Consider the following 15,012-nt stretch of genomic DNA (forward strand, 5'->3'; position numbering starts at 1 on the left):
CGCGAATCGCGAGGAAATACCGCCTGGACAAATTTAGCCGTGGTGAGCAGTGAAATGAAAATCCAAGCAACGGAAATCGTGATGGAGGGTGGCGCCGGCGGCGGTTTCTCTCTCGACAATCCCGCCCTCGAAAGCATCGGTGTCCGCATCACGCAGTGGCGCCCCGATTACGTGGAGCTTGAACTGCCGGTCACGTCCAGCATGCTGAACCGCAGCCGCGTGGTCCATGGCGGCACGATCTGCACGCTGCTGGACGCCGCCACCGGCTATGCCGGCCTGTTCTCGGCGCCGGGCGAGGCGGCGCGGCATGCGGTGACGCTGTCGCTGACTTCCAACTTCCTGAGCAACGGCACGGGCAGTGTGTTGACGGCCAAGGGCACCGTCGATCGGCGCGGGCGCTCGATTTTCTTTTCGCGTGCCGAGGTCTGGCTTGACCAGGAGTTGCTGGTGGCGACCGGCGTTGCCACGATGAAATACCTGAAGTAGGCCCACGGGGCGTTCGCGCCCCTTTCTCTTCTTCGGAGGCGGAGCCCGTCCGCCCGATCCGTTCCTCCGGTGCTCCGCGCACCACCCTGGCATCCTTCGCGCGTCTACCCCTTGCGCTTGCCTCGATACTGTATAAATATACAGTTATCGTAAATATCCTATTTCCTCGCTTCCCGCGAGCGACACCGACTTCACATGCCTGCGCAATCGTACGCAGCCCCGCCCATGGCGGCGGAGGGCGTTCTTTTCCCTGCGCCGACGCCGGCCAGGTCCGCAGCCCCGGCAGCCCCGGCAGCCCACGCTACCCGGCAGCAGGCGCTTTTGGCGCTCGAGCAGCGCTATCCCGGCCTGTGGCGCGCCGGCCAGCTTGGCCGTGCCGGCAGCGCCGCGGTGTGCCCGACCGGGTATGACGCGCTCTCGGCCGAACTGCCGGGCGGCGGCTGGCCGGCGGGCGGACTGACCGAACTGCTGACCACGCAGGGGGGCGCGGGCGAACTGCGCCTGCTGCTGCCGGCGCTGCGCGTGCTGGCCGGGGCAGGGCGCCGCATCGCGCTGGTGGCGCCGCCTTGCTTGCCCAATGCCATGGGCCTGGCCGCGGCCGGCCTGCCGGCGCGCCAGCTGTACTGGCTGCGCCCGCCAGCCGGCGCGGCCAAGGCTGCGCAGCAGGCCGACATGCTGTGGGCGGCCGAGCAGGTGCTGCGCAGCCAGGCCTTCGGCGGCGTGCTGGTGTGGCTGCCCGCGGCCCGGCCCGAGGCGCTGCGCCGGCTGCAGGTGCTGGCCCAGGCCGGCGACGCGGTGGTGTGGGCGCTGCGCCCGGCCGCGGCGCTGCGCGAGTCGTCGCCGGCGGTGCTGCGCCTGCTGCTGGCGCCGCAGCCTGGCAATGTGCTGTCGATCACCTTCCACAAGCGACGCGGGCCGGTGCGCGATACGCCGTTGCTGCTGCGCCTGGGCGGGATGGAGGCAGCCACGCGCACGGCCGCCTGGCCCGTGCCCGCCGGCGCCCCGGCCGCCGCGCCTTCCGTTGTGTCTTCGTCTTCTCAGTCTTCTACCGATGCCGTACTGGATCGCGGTGCACCTGCCGCGCCTGCCCCTGGACGCACTGCAGCCCAACTGGCCTGAGCCGGCTGCCTCCAGCCCATCCTCCGTCACCGGCACGCTGCACCATGCGCTGCCGGTAGCAGTGATGGCGCAGGAGCAGGTGGTGCTGGCCAACGGTCCCGCGATGCAGCTGGGCGTGCGCTACGGCATGCGCCGCGGCGGCGTGCAGGCGCTGTCGGCGGACATCGTGCAGCTGGAGCGCGACCCGGTCGCGGAAGAGGCGCTAATGGAAACGGTGGCGCTGGCGCTGCTGCGCTTCACGCCGGCCGTGACCTTCGACGAGGAGCCGGAAGCGGCCACCGTGATGCTCGACGTCACCGCCAGCCTGCGCCTCTTTGGCGGCCACCGCGCGCTGTGCCGCGCGGTGCGCGCCTGCGTGCGCCAGCTCGGCACCATTGCCCAGGTGGGCAGCGGCCCGACCGCGCACGGCGCCGCCTGGCTGGCGCGCCAGCCGCTGCGGCGCACCCGCCGCGGCGTGGTGCGGCCCGCGCGCCGGGCGGTGGGCATGGCGCGGCTGCACCGGCTGACTGCTCAAGGCCAGCGCGGGCGGCGGCGGCAAGGGCATGCGCGTGGTCGAGGCGGGTGAGGGCTTCGAGGCCGCGCTGGCGTCGGTCAAGCGCGAGGCCAGCGCCAGCTTCGGCGACGACAAGGTGCTGGTGGAGAAGTACCTGACGCGCCCGCGCCATATCGAGATCCAGGTATTTGCCGACACCCACGGCAACTGCGTCTACCTGTTCGAGCGCGACTGTTCGGTGCAGCGCCGGCACCAGAAGGTGCTGGAAGAGGCGCCCGCGCCGGGCATGACCGAGGAGCGCCGCCGCGCTATGGGCGAGGCCGCCGTGGCCGCCGCCAAGGCGGTGGGCTATGTCGGCGCCGGCACGGTAGAGTTCATCGCCAACCAGGACGGCTCCTTCTACTTCATGGAGATGAACACGCGCCTGCAGGTCGAGCATCCGGTCACCGAGATGATCACCGGGCAGGACCTGGTCGAATGGCAACTGCGCGTCGCCGCCGGCGAGCCGCTGCCGCTGACGCAGCAGCAACTGCGCATCGACGGCCACGCGCTGGAGGCGCGCATCTACGCCGAGAACCCCGACAAGCAGTTCCTGCCGTCCACCGGCACGCTGCGCTTCCTGCGCACGCCGCCTGCGGTGCAGTTCATGCGCGGCGAGGACGCCCATGGCCCGGCCGGCATCCGCATCGATGCCGGCGTGCGCGAGGGCGACACCATCAGCCCGTACTACGACCCGATGATCGCCAAGCTGATCGTCTGGGGCAAGGACCGGGACGAGGCGCTGGCGCGGATGCGGCAGGCGCTGGCGGCGTATCACGTGGTCGGACTGTCGACCAACGTGGCCTTCCTGCAGCGGCTGGTCAAGTCCGAAGCGTTCCGCACTGCTGATCTGGACACGGGGCTGATCGATCGCAACGAGAAGACCCTGTTCCCGCCGCCGGCCCCGGTCGGCATGGAGATCATCGCGCTGGCGGTCGCCGCGCTGCTGGACCGCGAGGCGCGCGAACTGCGCATCGATGCCGCCGATCCGCACTCGCCGTGGACCCACGGCGGGGCATGGCGGCTCAATGGCGGCGTTTCGCGCCAGCTGCGCTTCGGCTACGGCGACCATGTGCTCGACGTGACGCTGAACACCAATGCGCGCGGCAGCACGCTGATCTATGCCGACCAGGCCGCGCCCTTCGCCAGCACCTGCCAGGCCGACGACCTGCGCGTCAACCTCGGCACCCGCCGTGCGCATGGGCAGGTGCACTGCGACCGCGAGACCTTCCATGTGTTCTATGGCGGGCGGCATGTCGCGCTGGCGTGGCTCGACCCGCTGGCCCACGCCGGCGAGGCCGAAGGCGAGGGCGGCAAGCTGACCGCGCCGATGCCGGGCAAGGTCATCGCGGTGATGGTCGAGGCCGGCAGCACGGTCACGCGCGGCACGCCGCTGCTGGTGATGGAAGCAATGAAGATGGAGCACACCATCAGCGCGCCGGCCGACGGCGTGGTCAGCGAAGTGCTCTATGGTGTCGGCGAGCAGGTGGCCGAAGGGGCGCAGCTGCTGGCGTTCGAGGGCAAGTAAGGGGCGCGTACGGTCCGGGTCCGGCCCGAAGCCTGACCCGGATCGCATTCCTCTGCCAAAATAGCCTTCTGGGTATCTGCTCACCCGTCGTTCCCGCCTGCGCGGGAATGACAGTCGATGCGCGCCCCGCAATATCCCCTGGAGACAAGATGAAGTTGCAGTTGTACGTCCCCGACGGCCGCTATGAGCCGTGGGTCGAAGGCTTTGCCGAAGCCCTGCCCGAAGCCGAATGCGTGACCTGGGAGGGCAGCCGCGGCGAGCCAGCCGACTACGCCGTGGTCTGGCGCCCGCCGGTGGAAATGCTGCGCGGCCGCACCGACCTGAAGGCGGTCTTCAACCTCGGCGCCGGCGTCGACGGCATCCTGCGGCTGCGCGACGAGGCACCCGATGCGCTGCCCGCAGGCGTGCCGATCGTGCGGCTGGACGATGCCGGCATGGCCGCGCAGATGGCCGAGTACGTCACCGCCGCCGTGCTGCGCTATTTCCGCAAGCTCGACGCCTACGAGGCGCAGGAACGCGCCGGCAACTGGAAATTCCTCAAGCCGCATCGCCGCGCCGACTTCACCATCGGCGTGATGGGCGTGGGCACGCTCGGCACCCATATCGCCCGCACGCTGGCCAGCTTCGGCTTCCCGGTGCGCGGCTGGAGCCGCACCGCGCGCGCGATCGAAGGCGTCAGCGGCTTCTATGGCGATGCGGGCCAGGCGCCGTTCCTGGACGGCCTGCGCGTGCTGGTCAATGTGCTGCCGCTGACCCCGCAAACCGAGAGCATCCTGAACACCGGCCTGTTCGCGCGGCTGGCGCAGGGCGCCTATGTGATCAACGTGGCGCGTGGCCAGCACCTGGTCGAGGAAGACCTGCTGGCCGCAGTGCAGTCGGGCCAGGTTGCGGGCGCCACGCTCGACGTGTTCCGCACCGAGCCGCTGCCGGCGGATCATCCGTTCTGGCAGGAGCCGCGCATCACGGTGACGCCCCATATTTCGGCGCTGACCCTGCGCGAGGACAGCATCGCCCAGATCGCCGGCAAGATCCGCGCGCTGCGCGCGGGCCAGCCGATTGCCGGCGTGGTCGACCTGCAGCGCGGGTACTGAGCGCCGCGGCACCCCACAACGAAGAACAGACAGCGAAGAACAGACAGGAGACGGCCATGACCATCCCGAACTACGTGAAGATCGTCGAAGTCGGCCCGCGCGACGGCCTGCAGAATGAAAAGGCCATGGTGCCGACCGACGTCAAGGTCGCGCTGGTCAACCAGCTGACCGACGCCGGCTTCGTCAATATCGAGGCCGCCTCGTTCGTCTCGCCCAAGTGGGTGCCGCAGATGGCCGATGGCGCGGATGTGATGGCCCGCATCCAGCGCCGGCCCGGCACGCTGTACTCGGTGCTGACGCCGAACATGAAGGGCTTCGAGGGCGCCATTGCCGCCGGCGCCGACGAGGTGGTGATCTTCGGCGCCGCCAGCGAGGCGTTCTCGCAGAAGAACATCAACTGCTCGATCGCCGAGTCGATCCGGCGCTTCGAACCGGTCGCCGCCGCGGCAAAAGAGAAGGGCGTGCGCCTGCGCGGCAGCATCTCGTGCGCGCTGGGCTGCCCGTACCAGGGCGAGGTCCCGGTCAGCGCCGTGGTCGACGTGGTGCGCCGCATGCGCGAGCTGGGCTGCGACGAGATCGATATCGCCGACACCATCGGCGTGGGCACGCCGGTGCGCGTGCAGGAAGTGATGCGCGCCGCCGCCGCGGAGTTCGCGCTGGACCGGCTCTCGGGGCATTTCCACGATACCTACGGCCAGGCGCTGTCCAATATCCTGGCCAGCCTGGAAGTGGGCATCGCGATCTTCCACGCCTCGGTCGCCGGGCTGGGCGGCTGCCCGTATGCCAAGGGCGCGACCGGCAACGTGGCCACCGAAGACGTGCTGTACATGCTGCACGGCATGGGCATCCATACCGGCATCGACCTGGAAGCGGTGGTGCGCACCGGCGACTACATCTCGCAGGCGATCGGCCGCGCCAACAGCTCGCGCGTGGGCCGGGCGCTGCTGACCAAGTGGGCCGCCGCCAGCGATGCGGCGCCGGCCTGCGCCTGAGTCCAGAAACAAGGAGAACCCATGACGGCAAGTAACGAAGCGCTGCCCGAATCCGCGCAGCGCGTGGCGGACCTGCTGGCCGGACTCGGCCACGACCGCCCGGTGGTGATGCTGCCCGCCACCGGCAAGACCTCCGCCGAAGCCGCGGCGGGGCTGGGCTGCAGCGTGGCGGAGATCGCCAAGTCGATCATCTTCCGCCGCGTCGAGGACGATGCGCCGGTGCTCGTGATCGCCAGCGGCAGCAACCGCGTCGACGAGGCCAAGGTGGCCGCCCGCGTTGGTGCGCTGGGCAAGGCCGATGCGCGCTTCGTGCGCGAGAAGACCGGCTATGCCATCGGCGGCGTCTGCCCGATCGGCCATGCGGTCGCGCCGGTGATGCTGCTCGACCAGGACCTGTTCCGCTACGACAGCCTGTGGGCCGCCGCCGGCCATCCGCATGCGGTGTTCAACCTGACGCCGCAGCAGCTGCAGCAGATGACCGGCGCGGAGGTTGCCGACGTGGCCGCCGGAGCGCCGGCATGAGCCCCGAGCTACGTCCGGGGCTGACCTTCAGCTGGCAATACACGGTGCCGCCCAAGGCCACCGTGCCGCGCCTGTACGACGATATTCCCTGCTGCCCGGAGATGCCCGACGTGCTGGCCACCGGCTACCTGGTCGGCATCATGGAATGCGCCTGCCTGCAGATGCTGCGCAAGCACCTGGACTGGCCGCGCGAGCAGTCGCTCGGCACGCTGGTCAGCTTCTCGCACCTGGCGCCGACGCCGCCGGGCATGACGGTGACGGTCAAGGGCCAGCTGGTCGAGGTGGACGGCCGCCGCCTGCGCTTCGAACTGAGCGCCTGGGATGGCGAGGACAAGATTTCCGAGGGCGTGCACGAGCGCCACATGATCGACGCGGGCCGCTTCAACGAGAAGGTGGCGGCCAAGGCGGCGCGGCAGCACAAACATGCCTGAAGCGCGCGCGGCAGCCACGCTTGCGGCATTGGCCGCGGAGCTTGCCGCGCAGGCCGCCCGGCTGGAATCGCCGGTGCCCTCGCCGTGCCGCAACGTCTGCCGCATGGACGCCGCCAGCGGCTACTGCGAGGGCTGCCTGCGCACCATCGAAGAGATCGCCGGCTGGTCATCGGCCAGCGACGAAGACAAGCGCCGCATCTGGGCGCAACTGCCCCGGCGCGCCGCCTGGCTGGCGGGCGAGGAGACACCCCCTTGAGCGAAGCATCGATGCCCGCGTTGCCCGCATTGCCCGACACCATGCGCGTGTTCGAGCGCGGCTGGCTGTCGGCCAACAACATCCTGTTCGTCGATGGCGACGAGACCGCGCTGGTCGACACCGGCTACGTCACGCATGCGCCCCAGACGGTGGCGCTGGTCGCTTCCGCGCTGCAGGGACGGCCGCTGGTGCGCATCCTCAACACCCACCTGCATTCGGACCATTGCGGCGGCAATGCCGCGCTGCAGGCACGCTGGCAGCCGCGTACCGCGATTCCCGCAGCCGAAGCCGCGGCCGTGGCCGCGTGGGATACCGAGGCGCTCACCTACCGTGCCACCGGACAGCAGTGCGACCGCTTCGGCTTCGACAGCGTGCTGCACGATGGCGATGCGGTGACGCTGGGCGGCATCGACTGGCAGGTGGTGGCCGCGCCAGGCCATGACCCGCATGCGGTGATGCTGTTCGCACCGGGGCCGCGCATCCTGATTTCCGGCGATGCGTTGTGGGAGAACGGCTTCGGCGTGATCTTTCCCGAGCTGGATGGCGAGAGCGGCTTCACCGAGCAGGCGGCCGTGCTGGCGCGCATCGCGGAGCTCGATGCGCGGCTGGTGATTCCCGGTCACGGGCCCATGTTTACCGACGTCGATGCCGCGGTCGAGCGCGCGACCGCGCGGCTGCGTCACCTCAGCGCCGATCCCGCGCGCAATGCCAGCCACGCGGTCAAGGTGCTGGTGAAGTTCAAGCTGCTGGAGCAGCAGCGGATGGCGCAGGCGGAGCTGGCGCGGTGGATGGCGGAGGCGCCGTTGATGGTGCGGATTCGCGACCGGTTCATGCCGGGGCAGGAGATGGCCGGGATTTCCGCGCAGACGGTGCGGGCGCTGGTGGGAGCGGGCGCGTTGGCGGTGGAGGGGGAGTGGGTGGTGAATCGGGATTGAGGTGGTTGCAGGGCTTGCGCGATGGGAAGCGCCAGCCCTCTCCCCGGCCCCTCTCCCGCTTGCGGGAGAGGGGCCGGGGGATAGGACCGGCGTCTCAACGAAGTCGCGCCAGCCGCTAAGCCGCCACGCGGCCTCAAAACGACGTCCTGAACCCCACCTTCACACTCCTGCCAGCCAGCGGTGCGATATCCCGCAGGATCGACGTCGCATTGCGCGCATCCTGGTTGGTAAGGTTATCCCCGCGCAGGTACACCAGCGTCTGCGTCCCGGCCACCTTGAACTTGTAGGTCAACGCCAGGCTTAGCAGCGTATATGCATCGGTCGGTGTGTCGTTGCTCGGCACGCGCGTCTGCTTGGCCGCGTACGTGACATCCACGCGCGCGCCCCACGGCCCCGCGCCATACACCAGCGCACCGCCCAGGCGCAGCGGTGCCAGCCGCGGCAGCGGCTCGCCGGTGTCGCGGTTCTCGCCACGCACGTAGTCGGCGCGCGCCTCGAAATCCAGCGTGTCGCTGGTGGTCAGCATCTTCTGCAGCAGTCGTGTCTTGCCCTCGGCCTCGAAGCCGTACAGCGTGGCCGGCACCCCCAGGTACTGGAACTCCGGCAGCGAATCCGGGCTGCCCGGGGCGACCACGTCGCCGGCCTCGTCGCGCGCGCGGCCCGTGGCCGACAGCGCCAGGTAATTGGCAAAGCGGCTGTAGTAGCCCGACACGCCCGCGCTGTGCGCCCCCGACTTGAAGCGCACGCCCAGGTCGATCGAGGTGGCGCGCTCCTTGTTGGCGTTGGGGTCGCCCAGCTCCCACGAGCCGGTGGCCACGTGCGGGCCGTTGGCGTACAGCTCGTAGAAGGTCGGCGCGCGTTCCGTGTAGGACAGGTTGCTGGTCAGCGACCACGCCGGGTTGACCTTGTACAGCAGGCCGGCCGAGGCGCTGGTGGCGTTGAAGCTGCGGTTGGCGTCGGCAAAGCGGTCGTTGCCGTTGGCGCTGGCCTTGATGCTGCTGTGGTCGAGCCGGCCGCCGAAGTTGAGCTTGAGGTCGCCCGACGCGGTCAGCGGCAGCTCCTCGAACAGGAACAGCGCGGCGTTGTCGGTATTGGTGCTCGGCACGAACGCTTCTTCGCCCAGCGCCGAGAAGTCGGTATGCCCGAACTGCGTGCCGATCACCCCCGTCATGTTGCCGATCTTCGCGTGCCTGGCCTCGAAGCGCGCGTCCCAGCCGCGGTTCTTGAAGATCGTGCCGGTCTCGCCGCCCTCGATCTCCTTGTGCTCATAGTCGGTGTACCCGAACTTGCCCTTGACCGATTCGATCCAGCCGCCGGTGGTGCCGGCCAGGTTGCGCGCCTCGCCTTCCAGCGCGAAACGGTCCTGCTTCATCTTCAGCCGCACGTCGTCCTCGGCGGGCGTGCCGTAGTCATTGCGGTAGGCGCTGTAGTTGGCGCCGACAAAGCCATCGGCCCAGGTGTAGGAGCCGCCCAGCGAGCCCCCCTGCTGATCGGCGCTGGTGTTGGGCAGGCGGCCGTAGGCCTCGCTTTCACCCTCGGGCAGGGGCTCGGCGGCGCGCAGGCGGTCGCTGCGGGCGTAGCCGGGGATGCGCAGGTCGCTGGTCTTGCGCGCGAACGCGTCGGCATGGACCGCGAACTGGCCGTTGCCGGCCTCGATCAGCGCGCTGGCATTGCGGGCCTGGTCGCCGCCGATGGTGCCGCTGGCATCCACGGCGCCGCCTACGCCTTCGATCGGCTCCTTGGGGATGCGGTTGTCGATCACGTTGACCACGCCGCCAATGGCATTGCCGCCGTACATCAGCGCGGCCGGGCCGCGCACCACCTCGATGCGCTCGGCCACCAGCGGATCCAGCGCCACCGCGTGGTCATAGGACAGGGTCGAAGCGTCGACGGTGCTGCCGCCGTTCTGCAGCACCTTGATGCGGTCGCCGTCCAGGCCACGGATCACCGGGCGGCTGGCATTGGGGCCGAAGTACGTCGATGACACGCCGGGCAGCTTGTCGAGCGTCTCGCCCAGCGTGCTGGCCTGGCGCACGGCCAGCGCGTCGCCGCCCAGCGTCGAGACCGGCGCGACCATGTCGTTCAGTTCGCTGCCGAGCGGGTTGGCGGTGACGACGACTTCGCGCAGCGTGCCGGTAGCAGTGGCGGTGGCAGGAGCGGTTTCGGCGGTGGCCGCAGGCGTGGCGGTCTGCGCGTGCGCGGGCGCTGCCAGGGCAGCGAGCGAGGCGGTCAGGGAGGCGGCAATGGCCGCGAGCGGGGTCAGGCGAGGGGCGCTGTTTTTCGTGCAGTTCTGTTTGGACATGGCGCGCGTAACGAAGCAGTGGCGATCAGCCCCGGGCTGGGCACGGCTGCATGGCGTGGCGTGGCGCGAGCCGCCCCATATGGGACGGCCGCACCAGGCGGGCGGCAGGCGTTCAGCTCAGGAAAATTCGAAAGCCGGGCACGCGGCGATGGCCGCGTCCCGGATCAGGCGAGGGCGATGGCCGACGCCGGTGGCGCGCGCGAATGGAAGGGGTGGGCGGCGGGCAGGTCGGGCCAGCGCCAGGCGAGGTTGGAAGGCTTGACCGGCTTGCCGAAGGCGAGCCGCGGCAGCGGCAGCTTGCCGCACAGCGTGTCGGCCACCGTGGCGCCGTCGAACAGCACGCAGGAGTGGCCGCTGAATTTCTGCGCCAGTGGATGGGAATCGGTATCGGCGTTGGTCGCGTCGGCCTCGGCCGGCGTGACCGACGTGACCGACGCGGCTGCGCTGGTCCCCGGCAGCCCGCCGTGCACGATGCGGTGGGTCAGCCCGGCATGCTGCGCCAGCAGCAGGCATAGCGCCAGCCACAGCGCGAGCCACAAGCCCGGGCCGTGCGCGCGCAGGCGGGTGAACCAGTCAGTGCGCATGGGGATGGTGCGGCGCGCCGCAGCCGCAATCGTCGCCATGGTCATGATCGTGGCCGTGGTCGTGTTCGTGGTCCTCGTCCAGCTCGTCGACCCACGCCGGGAACGGATCTGCGTAGTCCGCCCACGCCTGCGTGCCTGCCGCCATCTCGGCATCGTCCAGCAGGCAGGCATCGAGCCGCGCCGCCAGCGCGGCAGCGTCCAGGTCCAAGCCGATCAGCACCAGCTCCTGGCGGCGGTCGCCAAACGGTGCCGGCGCGCCGTCGACCTGCATGTCGGCCTCGATCCCGGCACGGTCGGCGTCATCGGTCGGCCACTCGGCCGGGTCCAGCGCAGACCACCAGGCGCCGGCGCCGCCGTGGCGGCATACGCCGCCGGCCTGGTTCCAGTCGCCGGCGGTGTCCATGCGGCTGGCCAGCCAGAACAGGCCCTTGGAGCGCAGCACGCTGCCTTGTTCGCGCAGCCATTCGGTATGGATCAGGTCGGCAAAGCGCTGTGGATGGAACGGGCGGCGGCGCCGGTACACCAGCGTCGACACGCCGCTGTCCGGCTCCGGCGCCGTGCCCTGCAGGGCAGCCAGCCAGCCGGGAGCATCCGCGGCGGCGGCGAAGTCGAAGCGGCCGGTGCCGGACACCCGCTGCGGCGGCACGCTGCCGAAGCTGGCCTCGACGATCTCGGCGCGCGGGTTCAGCGCATGCAGCACCGCGCGCAGCCGCGCCAGCTCGCCGGCACTGGCGAGGTCGGCCTTGTTCAGCACGATGACGTCGCAGAACTCGACCTGCGCGGCCAGCACTTCCGCGACGGTGCGGTCGTCTTCCGGGCCCTGCGCCAGGCCGCGGTCGGCCAGGAAATCGGCTTCGTTGAGGTCGGCGAGGAAGGTGGCCGCGTCGACCACTGTCACCAGCGTGTCGGGCTGCAGCGCGGCATCGGGGCCGGCGCCGTGCTCGGCCTCGAACAGGAAGCCCTCGGCGATGGCGAGCGGGTCATCCCGGCCATCGGCCTCGACCAGCAGCGCATCAAAGCGCCCTTGCGCGGCCAGCCGCGCGGCTTCGGCCATCAGCGTGCCGGCATCCGGCAGCACGGTGGCCTCGCAGCCGGGCGGTAGCGGCGCCAGCGTCTGGCCATCCTGCGCGCCGCAGACCAGCACGGCCACGCGCCCGCCGGCGCCTTGCGCAAGCAGGTGGTTCAGCAGCGTGGTCTTGCCGGCGCCGGTAAAGCCGGACAGCACGGTGACAGGCAGGCGATCAGCCATGGCAGGAGAGCGGAAAGGTGGCGAACCGGCGGCGCAAGCAGGGACTGCAAGCAGGGGCCGCAAACAGGCGCGCACCCGGTTGTTGCAACAAAGTTGCGAATTTACCAGAAAGCCCCGGCCGGCGACAGCGGGACGATTCTCATCATGGTAGGCCGTGGCCGGGCCACGACAAGTGCAGCGGTGCCCCGCGCTTGACCACCAATGCAAACGGCCCGGATAAACCGGGCCGTCGTGTCGCGGCTGCGCCGGCCAGGCAGGCCGGCTCAGTTGCCGGGCTTCAGTCCCCGAACAGCTTCTGGCGCAGTTCGCGGCGCTGCTGGGCTTCCAGCGACAGCGTCGCGGTGGGCCGGGCCAGCAGGCGCGGAACGCCGATCGGCTCGCCGGTTTCCTCGCACCAGCCGTAGTCGCCGGACTCGATGCGCTGCAGCGACTGCTCGACCTTCTTCAGAAGCTTGCGCTCGCGGTCGCGCGTGCGCAGTTCCAGCGCATGCTCTTCCTCGATGGTGGCGCGGTCGGCCGGATCCGGCACGATGACGGTTTCGCGCAGGTGTTCCGTGGTCTGGTCAGCGTTCTTCAGGATTTCGTCACGCAGCTGCTCAAGGCGATTCTTGAAGAAGGCGAGCTGCGCCTCGTTCATGTAATCCTTGTCGCTCATCTTCAGGATTTCAGCTTCAGTCAGAAGTTTGTTGCTGCTCATGGTTGCTGCTGATTCTCTTGTTGAGGCGGCCGGCGGCGTCTGGGTCCGCTCGGATTCGCTGTCCGTGCGCTTGCGCGCCACGGTCGTTTCACTCTGGCTGGCTGCAGTCTTGCTGCTTCGCGGGCCTCCCTTCGTTGCGCCCGCTTCGGCGTTCGCCGTACTGCCGCGGGGAGCGGGCGCGGCCTTCACAGGCTGCGCCTTGAGCGTCTCTGCCGCTGCACTACCTGTCTTGCTGCGGCTTTCTTTCGTCTTCGTTGCGGCTGTCATGGGACACCTCTCTCTCGCGTCAGTCAGTGACGGCGCGCGCCGAGGTACCCCTAGCGGAAAGGCGGTCTCCGCACGAAGCACTGCGACCGCACCTGCCCGGCGGCCTGCCTCATGCTGACGACGACCGCCGCCCTGCGGCCCGCCTGTTCAGCGGACCATACCGGCGGCGGAAAAAAGGTGCGCCACCGGTATCAAATCCGGCCTATTGTACTTGAACAAATTTTTCCGAGATACGGGGGAAAGCCAGCCAGCACTTCGGTATTTCCCCGGTACCCCGAACGGGGGTGGCCGTGAACGGTGTCCGAAGGTAGGGACCGCGCATGCGGCGGTCCGTGCACTCAGGCCAGGCAGTTCTCCAGGCCCTTGAGGATGGCGTCCCGCGGCAGGTCCACGCCGATAAATACCATCTTGGTGCCCGGCGTCTCGTCTTCCCACTTGGCGCCGATATCGCTGCCCATCAACTGGTGGACGCCCTGGAACACGACTTTCCGGTCCACGCCCTCCATATATAGTACGCCCTTGTAGCGCAGCAGTTTCTCCCCGTACACCGCCAGGATCCCCGACAGGAATTCCTCCAGCTTGCCGTAGTGGAAGGGCTTTTCGCTGCGGAAGACGAACGACGCGATGCGGTCGGTATGGTGGTGGTGATGGTGGTGGTCGTGCCCGTGGCCATGGTGGTGGTCATGGCCGCAGTCGGTGCCGCAATGCTCGCCGTGCTCGTGGTCATGATCGTGGTCATGCTCGTCGGCGCGCAGGAATTCTGGGTCAAGCTCCAGCTTCTCGTTCAGGTTGAAGCCGCGCAGGTCGAAGATGGTGTCGATCGGCGTCTCGCCGAAATGGGCGGGGCGGATCGGCGCGCGCGGGTTCATGTGCAGCAGGCGGTGGCGCAGCTCGGCCACGTCGCCCTCGCTGACCAGGTCGGACTTGGTGATGAAGATGGCATCGGCAAAGCCCACCTGGCGCTGCGCCTCTTCCTGCTTGTCCAGCTGCAGGTGCGCGTGCTTGGCATCGACCAGCGTGATCACCGCGTCGAGCAGGTAGCGCGAGGCGATTTCCTCGTCCATGAAGAAGGTCTGCGCCACCGGGCCCGGGTTGGCCACGCCGGTGGTCTCGATCACCACGCGGTCGAAGTCGATCTCGCCGGCGTCGCGGCGCGTCAGCAGTTCTGACAGCGCCTGCACCAGGTCACCGCGGATGGTGCAGCAGATGCAGCCGTTGCTCATCTGCACGATCTGTTCGCGGCCGTCCTGCACCAGGATCTCGTTGTCGATGTTTTCCTCGCCGAACTCGTTCTCGATCACGGCGATCTTCATGCCGTGCTGCTCGTTCAGGATGCGCTTGAGCAGGGTGGTCTTGCCGCTGCCGAGGAAGCCGGTCAGGATCGTGACCGGGGTCAGTTTGGACATTTGTTGTTCTCCGGGAAATGAGAGTGCCGGTCAGTGGGCGGCGGGCGTACGCTTGCCGCACTCGGCGCAGACGCCGTTCACGGTCAGTTCGACATGTTCGATGGCAAAGCCGCTGGGCACGCGCGGCGCGGCCGGCTGGGCCGGGGCGCTGGCGTCGTCCAGGCAGAAAGTGCGGTCGCAGCGGGTGCAGTGGAAATGGCTGTGCTGGCGGTGTTCCTGCGCGCGCGCGGCCTCGTGCTCCACCAGGCTGAAGCGGAACACGCGGTCGTTGCCGGCGCGCTTCTGCGCCACGCCTTGCTCCACCAGCCAGTCCAGCACGCGGTACACGGTGACGCGGTCGATGGTCTCGCCCTGCTCGGGCAGGTGGTCGATCACGGCCTGGTGGGTCAGCGCTTCGTCGCTGCCGATCAGGCAGGCCAGGATGCACAGCCGCGGCTGCGTCACGCGCGCGCCCAGCTGGCGCAGGCGCTCGTGGGCGGCTTCAAGGATGGCGGGCGCCGGTCCAGGGGCCGGCCCGTCCGGGCTAATGCGGGTCATGGGCCGATTTAACCATAGGCCCACGGTTGATGCAATTCAGTTGCAACGGTCCCTGGATGCGCCCGGTAGTCCCCGGTA

General features: G+C 69.4%; 15 protein-coding genes and 1 pseudogene. 10 read left to right on the forward strand and 6 right to left on the reverse strand.

Going from position 1 to position 15,012, the window contains the following annotated elements; genetic code table 11:
• Positions 1–54: 54 nt before the first annotated feature.
• The 10 genes and pseudogenes from E1J61_RS33455 (at position 55) to E1J61_RS33500 (ending at position 7,892) form a co-directional block, all read left to right on the forward strand.
• Positions 55–486: a PaaI family thioesterase gene (locus tag E1J61_RS33455; RefSeq protein WP_240745773.1), complete on the forward strand. Its 432-nt coding sequence runs from the start codon at positions 55–57 to the stop codon at positions 484–486.
• Between the two features lie 225 nt (positions 487–711).
• Positions 712–1,605, forward strand: coding sequence for a translesion DNA synthesis-associated protein ImuA (gene imuA, locus E1J61_RS33460; protein ID WP_133098201.1), 894 nt, complete (start codon positions 712–714; stop codon positions 1,603–1,605).
• Positions 1,538–2,110: pseudogene (locus E1J61_RS33465) on the forward strand (DNA polymerase Y family protein); the annotation flags it as partial. The gene imuA and the pseudogene E1J61_RS33465, both read left to right, overlap by 68 nt.
• Before the next feature lie 37 nt (positions 2,111–2,147).
• Positions 2,148–3,665, forward strand: a complete 1,518-nt coding sequence (locus tag E1J61_RS33470; RefSeq protein WP_243737086.1) for a biotin/lipoyl-containing protein — start codon at positions 2,148–2,150, stop codon at positions 3,663–3,665.
• Between the two features lie 149 nt (positions 3,666–3,814).
• Positions 3,815–4,756: a glyoxylate/hydroxypyruvate reductase A gene (locus E1J61_RS33475; protein WP_133098123.1), complete on the forward strand. Its 942-nt coding sequence runs from the start codon at positions 3,815–3,817 to the stop codon at positions 4,754–4,756.
• 56 nt (positions 4,757–4,812) lie between these two features.
• Positions 4,813–5,748, forward strand: coding sequence for a hydroxymethylglutaryl-CoA lyase (locus E1J61_RS33480; protein ID WP_133098124.1), 936 nt, complete (start codon positions 4,813–4,815; stop codon positions 5,746–5,748).
• Between the two features lie 21 nt (positions 5,749–5,769).
• The gene (locus tag E1J61_RS33485) at positions 5,770–6,270 is read left to right on the forward strand and encodes a YbaK/EbsC family protein (RefSeq protein ID WP_029047310.1); all 501 of its coding nucleotides are present in this window, start codon (positions 5,770–5,772) and stop codon (positions 6,268–6,270) included.
• Entirely contained in the window at positions 6,267–6,701 is a 435-nt protein-coding gene (locus tag E1J61_RS33490) for a thioesterase family protein (RefSeq protein ID WP_133098125.1), read from the forward strand. The genes E1J61_RS33485 and E1J61_RS33490 overlap by 4 nt, the downstream gene beginning before the upstream one ends.
• Complete coding sequence (locus E1J61_RS33495; RefSeq protein WP_133098126.1) at positions 6,694–6,957, forward strand: DUF1289 domain-containing protein; 264 nt, start codon at positions 6,694–6,696, stop codon at positions 6,955–6,957. The genes E1J61_RS33490 and E1J61_RS33495 overlap by 8 nt, the downstream gene beginning before the upstream one ends.
• Before the next feature lie 11 nt (positions 6,958–6,968).
• On the forward strand, positions 6,969–7,892 hold the full coding sequence (locus E1J61_RS33500) for an MBL fold metallo-hydrolase (RefSeq protein WP_133098202.1): 924 nt from the start codon (positions 6,969–6,971) through the stop codon (positions 7,890–7,892).
• 133 nt (positions 7,893–8,025) lie between these two features.
• Here the strand turns inward: E1J61_RS33500 and E1J61_RS33505 are convergent, their stop codons facing one another.
• The 6 genes from E1J61_RS33505 to E1J61_RS33530 all read right to left on the reverse strand — a co-directional run bounded on the left by E1J61_RS33505 (position 8,026) and on the right by E1J61_RS33530 (position 14,934).
• A complete protein-coding gene (locus E1J61_RS33505) occupies positions 8,026–10,194 on the reverse strand; it encodes a TonB-dependent receptor (protein ID WP_133098127.1) in 2,169 nt (722 codons plus the stop codon).
• A gap of 164 nt (positions 10,195–10,358) precedes the next feature.
• A complete protein-coding gene (locus E1J61_RS33510) occupies positions 10,359–10,823 on the reverse strand; it encodes a hypothetical protein (protein WP_133098128.1) in 465 nt (154 codons plus the stop codon).
• On the reverse strand, positions 10,768–12,027 hold the full coding sequence (locus E1J61_RS33515) for a GTP-binding protein (RefSeq protein ID WP_133098129.1): 1,260 nt from the start codon (positions 12,025–12,027) through the stop codon (positions 10,768–10,770). Before E1J61_RS33515 ends, E1J61_RS33510 begins: the two co-directional genes overlap by 56 nt.
• 277 nt (positions 12,028–12,304) lie before the next feature.
• Positions 12,305–12,991, reverse strand: a complete 687-nt coding sequence (gene dksA / locus E1J61_RS39005; RefSeq protein WP_239477827.1) for an RNA polymerase-binding protein DksA — start codon at positions 12,989–12,991, stop codon at positions 12,305–12,307.
• A 338-nt stretch (positions 12,992–13,329) separates the two neighbouring features.
• Entirely contained in the window at positions 13,330–14,397 is a 1,068-nt protein-coding gene (locus tag E1J61_RS33525; RefSeq protein ID WP_133098130.1) for a GTP-binding protein, read from the reverse strand.
• A gap of 30 nt (positions 14,398–14,427) precedes the next feature.
• Entirely contained in the window at positions 14,428–14,934 is a 507-nt protein-coding gene (locus E1J61_RS33530; protein ID WP_133098131.1) for a Fur family transcriptional regulator, read from the reverse strand.
• Positions 14,935–15,012: the final 78 nt, after the last annotated feature.

It is taken from the genome of Cupriavidus sp. L7L (assembly GCF_004353535.1).
GTDB classification, from domain to species: Bacteria; Pseudomonadota; Gammaproteobacteria; order Burkholderiales; family Burkholderiaceae; genus Cupriavidus; species Cupriavidus oxalaticus_A.

Coding starts and splice junctions, on each gene's coding strand:
- E1J61_RS33475 (WP_133098123.1), top strand. CDS start 3,815: ATGAAGTTGCAGTTGTACGTCCCCGACGGCCGCTATGAGCCGTGGGTC.
- E1J61_RS33495 (WP_133098126.1), top strand. CDS start 6,694: ATGCCTGAAGCGCGCGCGGCAGCCACGCTTGCGGCATTGGCCGCGGAG.
- E1J61_RS33455 (WP_240745773.1), top strand. CDS start 55: ATGAAAATCCAAGCAACGGAAATCGTGATGGAGGGTGGCGCCGGCGGC.
- E1J61_RS33485 (WP_029047310.1), top strand. CDS start 5,770: ATGACGGCAAGTAACGAAGCGCTGCCCGAATCCGCGCAGCGCGTGGCG.
- imuA (WP_133098201.1), top strand. CDS start 712: ATGGCGGCGGAGGGCGTTCTTTTCCCTGCGCCGACGCCGGCCAGGTCC.
- dksA (WP_239477827.1), bottom strand. CDS start 12,991: ATGACAGCCGCAACGAAGACGAAAGAAAGCCGCAGCAAGACAGGTAGT.
- E1J61_RS33515 (WP_133098129.1), bottom strand. CDS start 12,027: ATGGCTGATCGCCTGCCTGTCACCGTGCTGTCCGGCTTTACCGGCGCC.
- E1J61_RS33500 (WP_133098202.1), top strand. CDS start 6,969: ATGCCCGCGTTGCCCGCATTGCCCGACACCATGCGCGTGTTCGAGCGC.
- E1J61_RS33505 (WP_133098127.1), bottom strand. CDS start 10,194: ATGTCCAAACAGAACTGCACGAAAAACAGCGCCCCTCGCCTGACCCCG.
- E1J61_RS33530 (WP_133098131.1), bottom strand. CDS start 14,934: ATGACCCGCATTAGCCCGGACGGGCCGGCCCCTGGACCGGCGCCCGCC.
- E1J61_RS33490 (WP_133098125.1), top strand. CDS start 6,267: ATGAGCCCCGAGCTACGTCCGGGGCTGACCTTCAGCTGGCAATACACG.
- E1J61_RS33510 (WP_133098128.1), bottom strand. CDS start 10,823: ATGACCATGGCGACGATTGCGGCTGCGGCGCGCCGCACCATCCCCATG.
- E1J61_RS33480 (WP_133098124.1), top strand. CDS start 4,813: ATGACCATCCCGAACTACGTGAAGATCGTCGAAGTCGGCCCGCGCGAC.
- E1J61_RS33470 (WP_243737086.1), top strand. CDS start 2,148: ATGCGCGTGGTCGAGGCGGGTGAGGGCTTCGAGGCCGCGCTGGCGTCG.
- E1J61_RS33525 (WP_133098130.1), bottom strand. CDS start 14,397: ATGTCCAAACTGACCCCGGTCACGATCCTGACCGGCTTCCTCGGCAGC.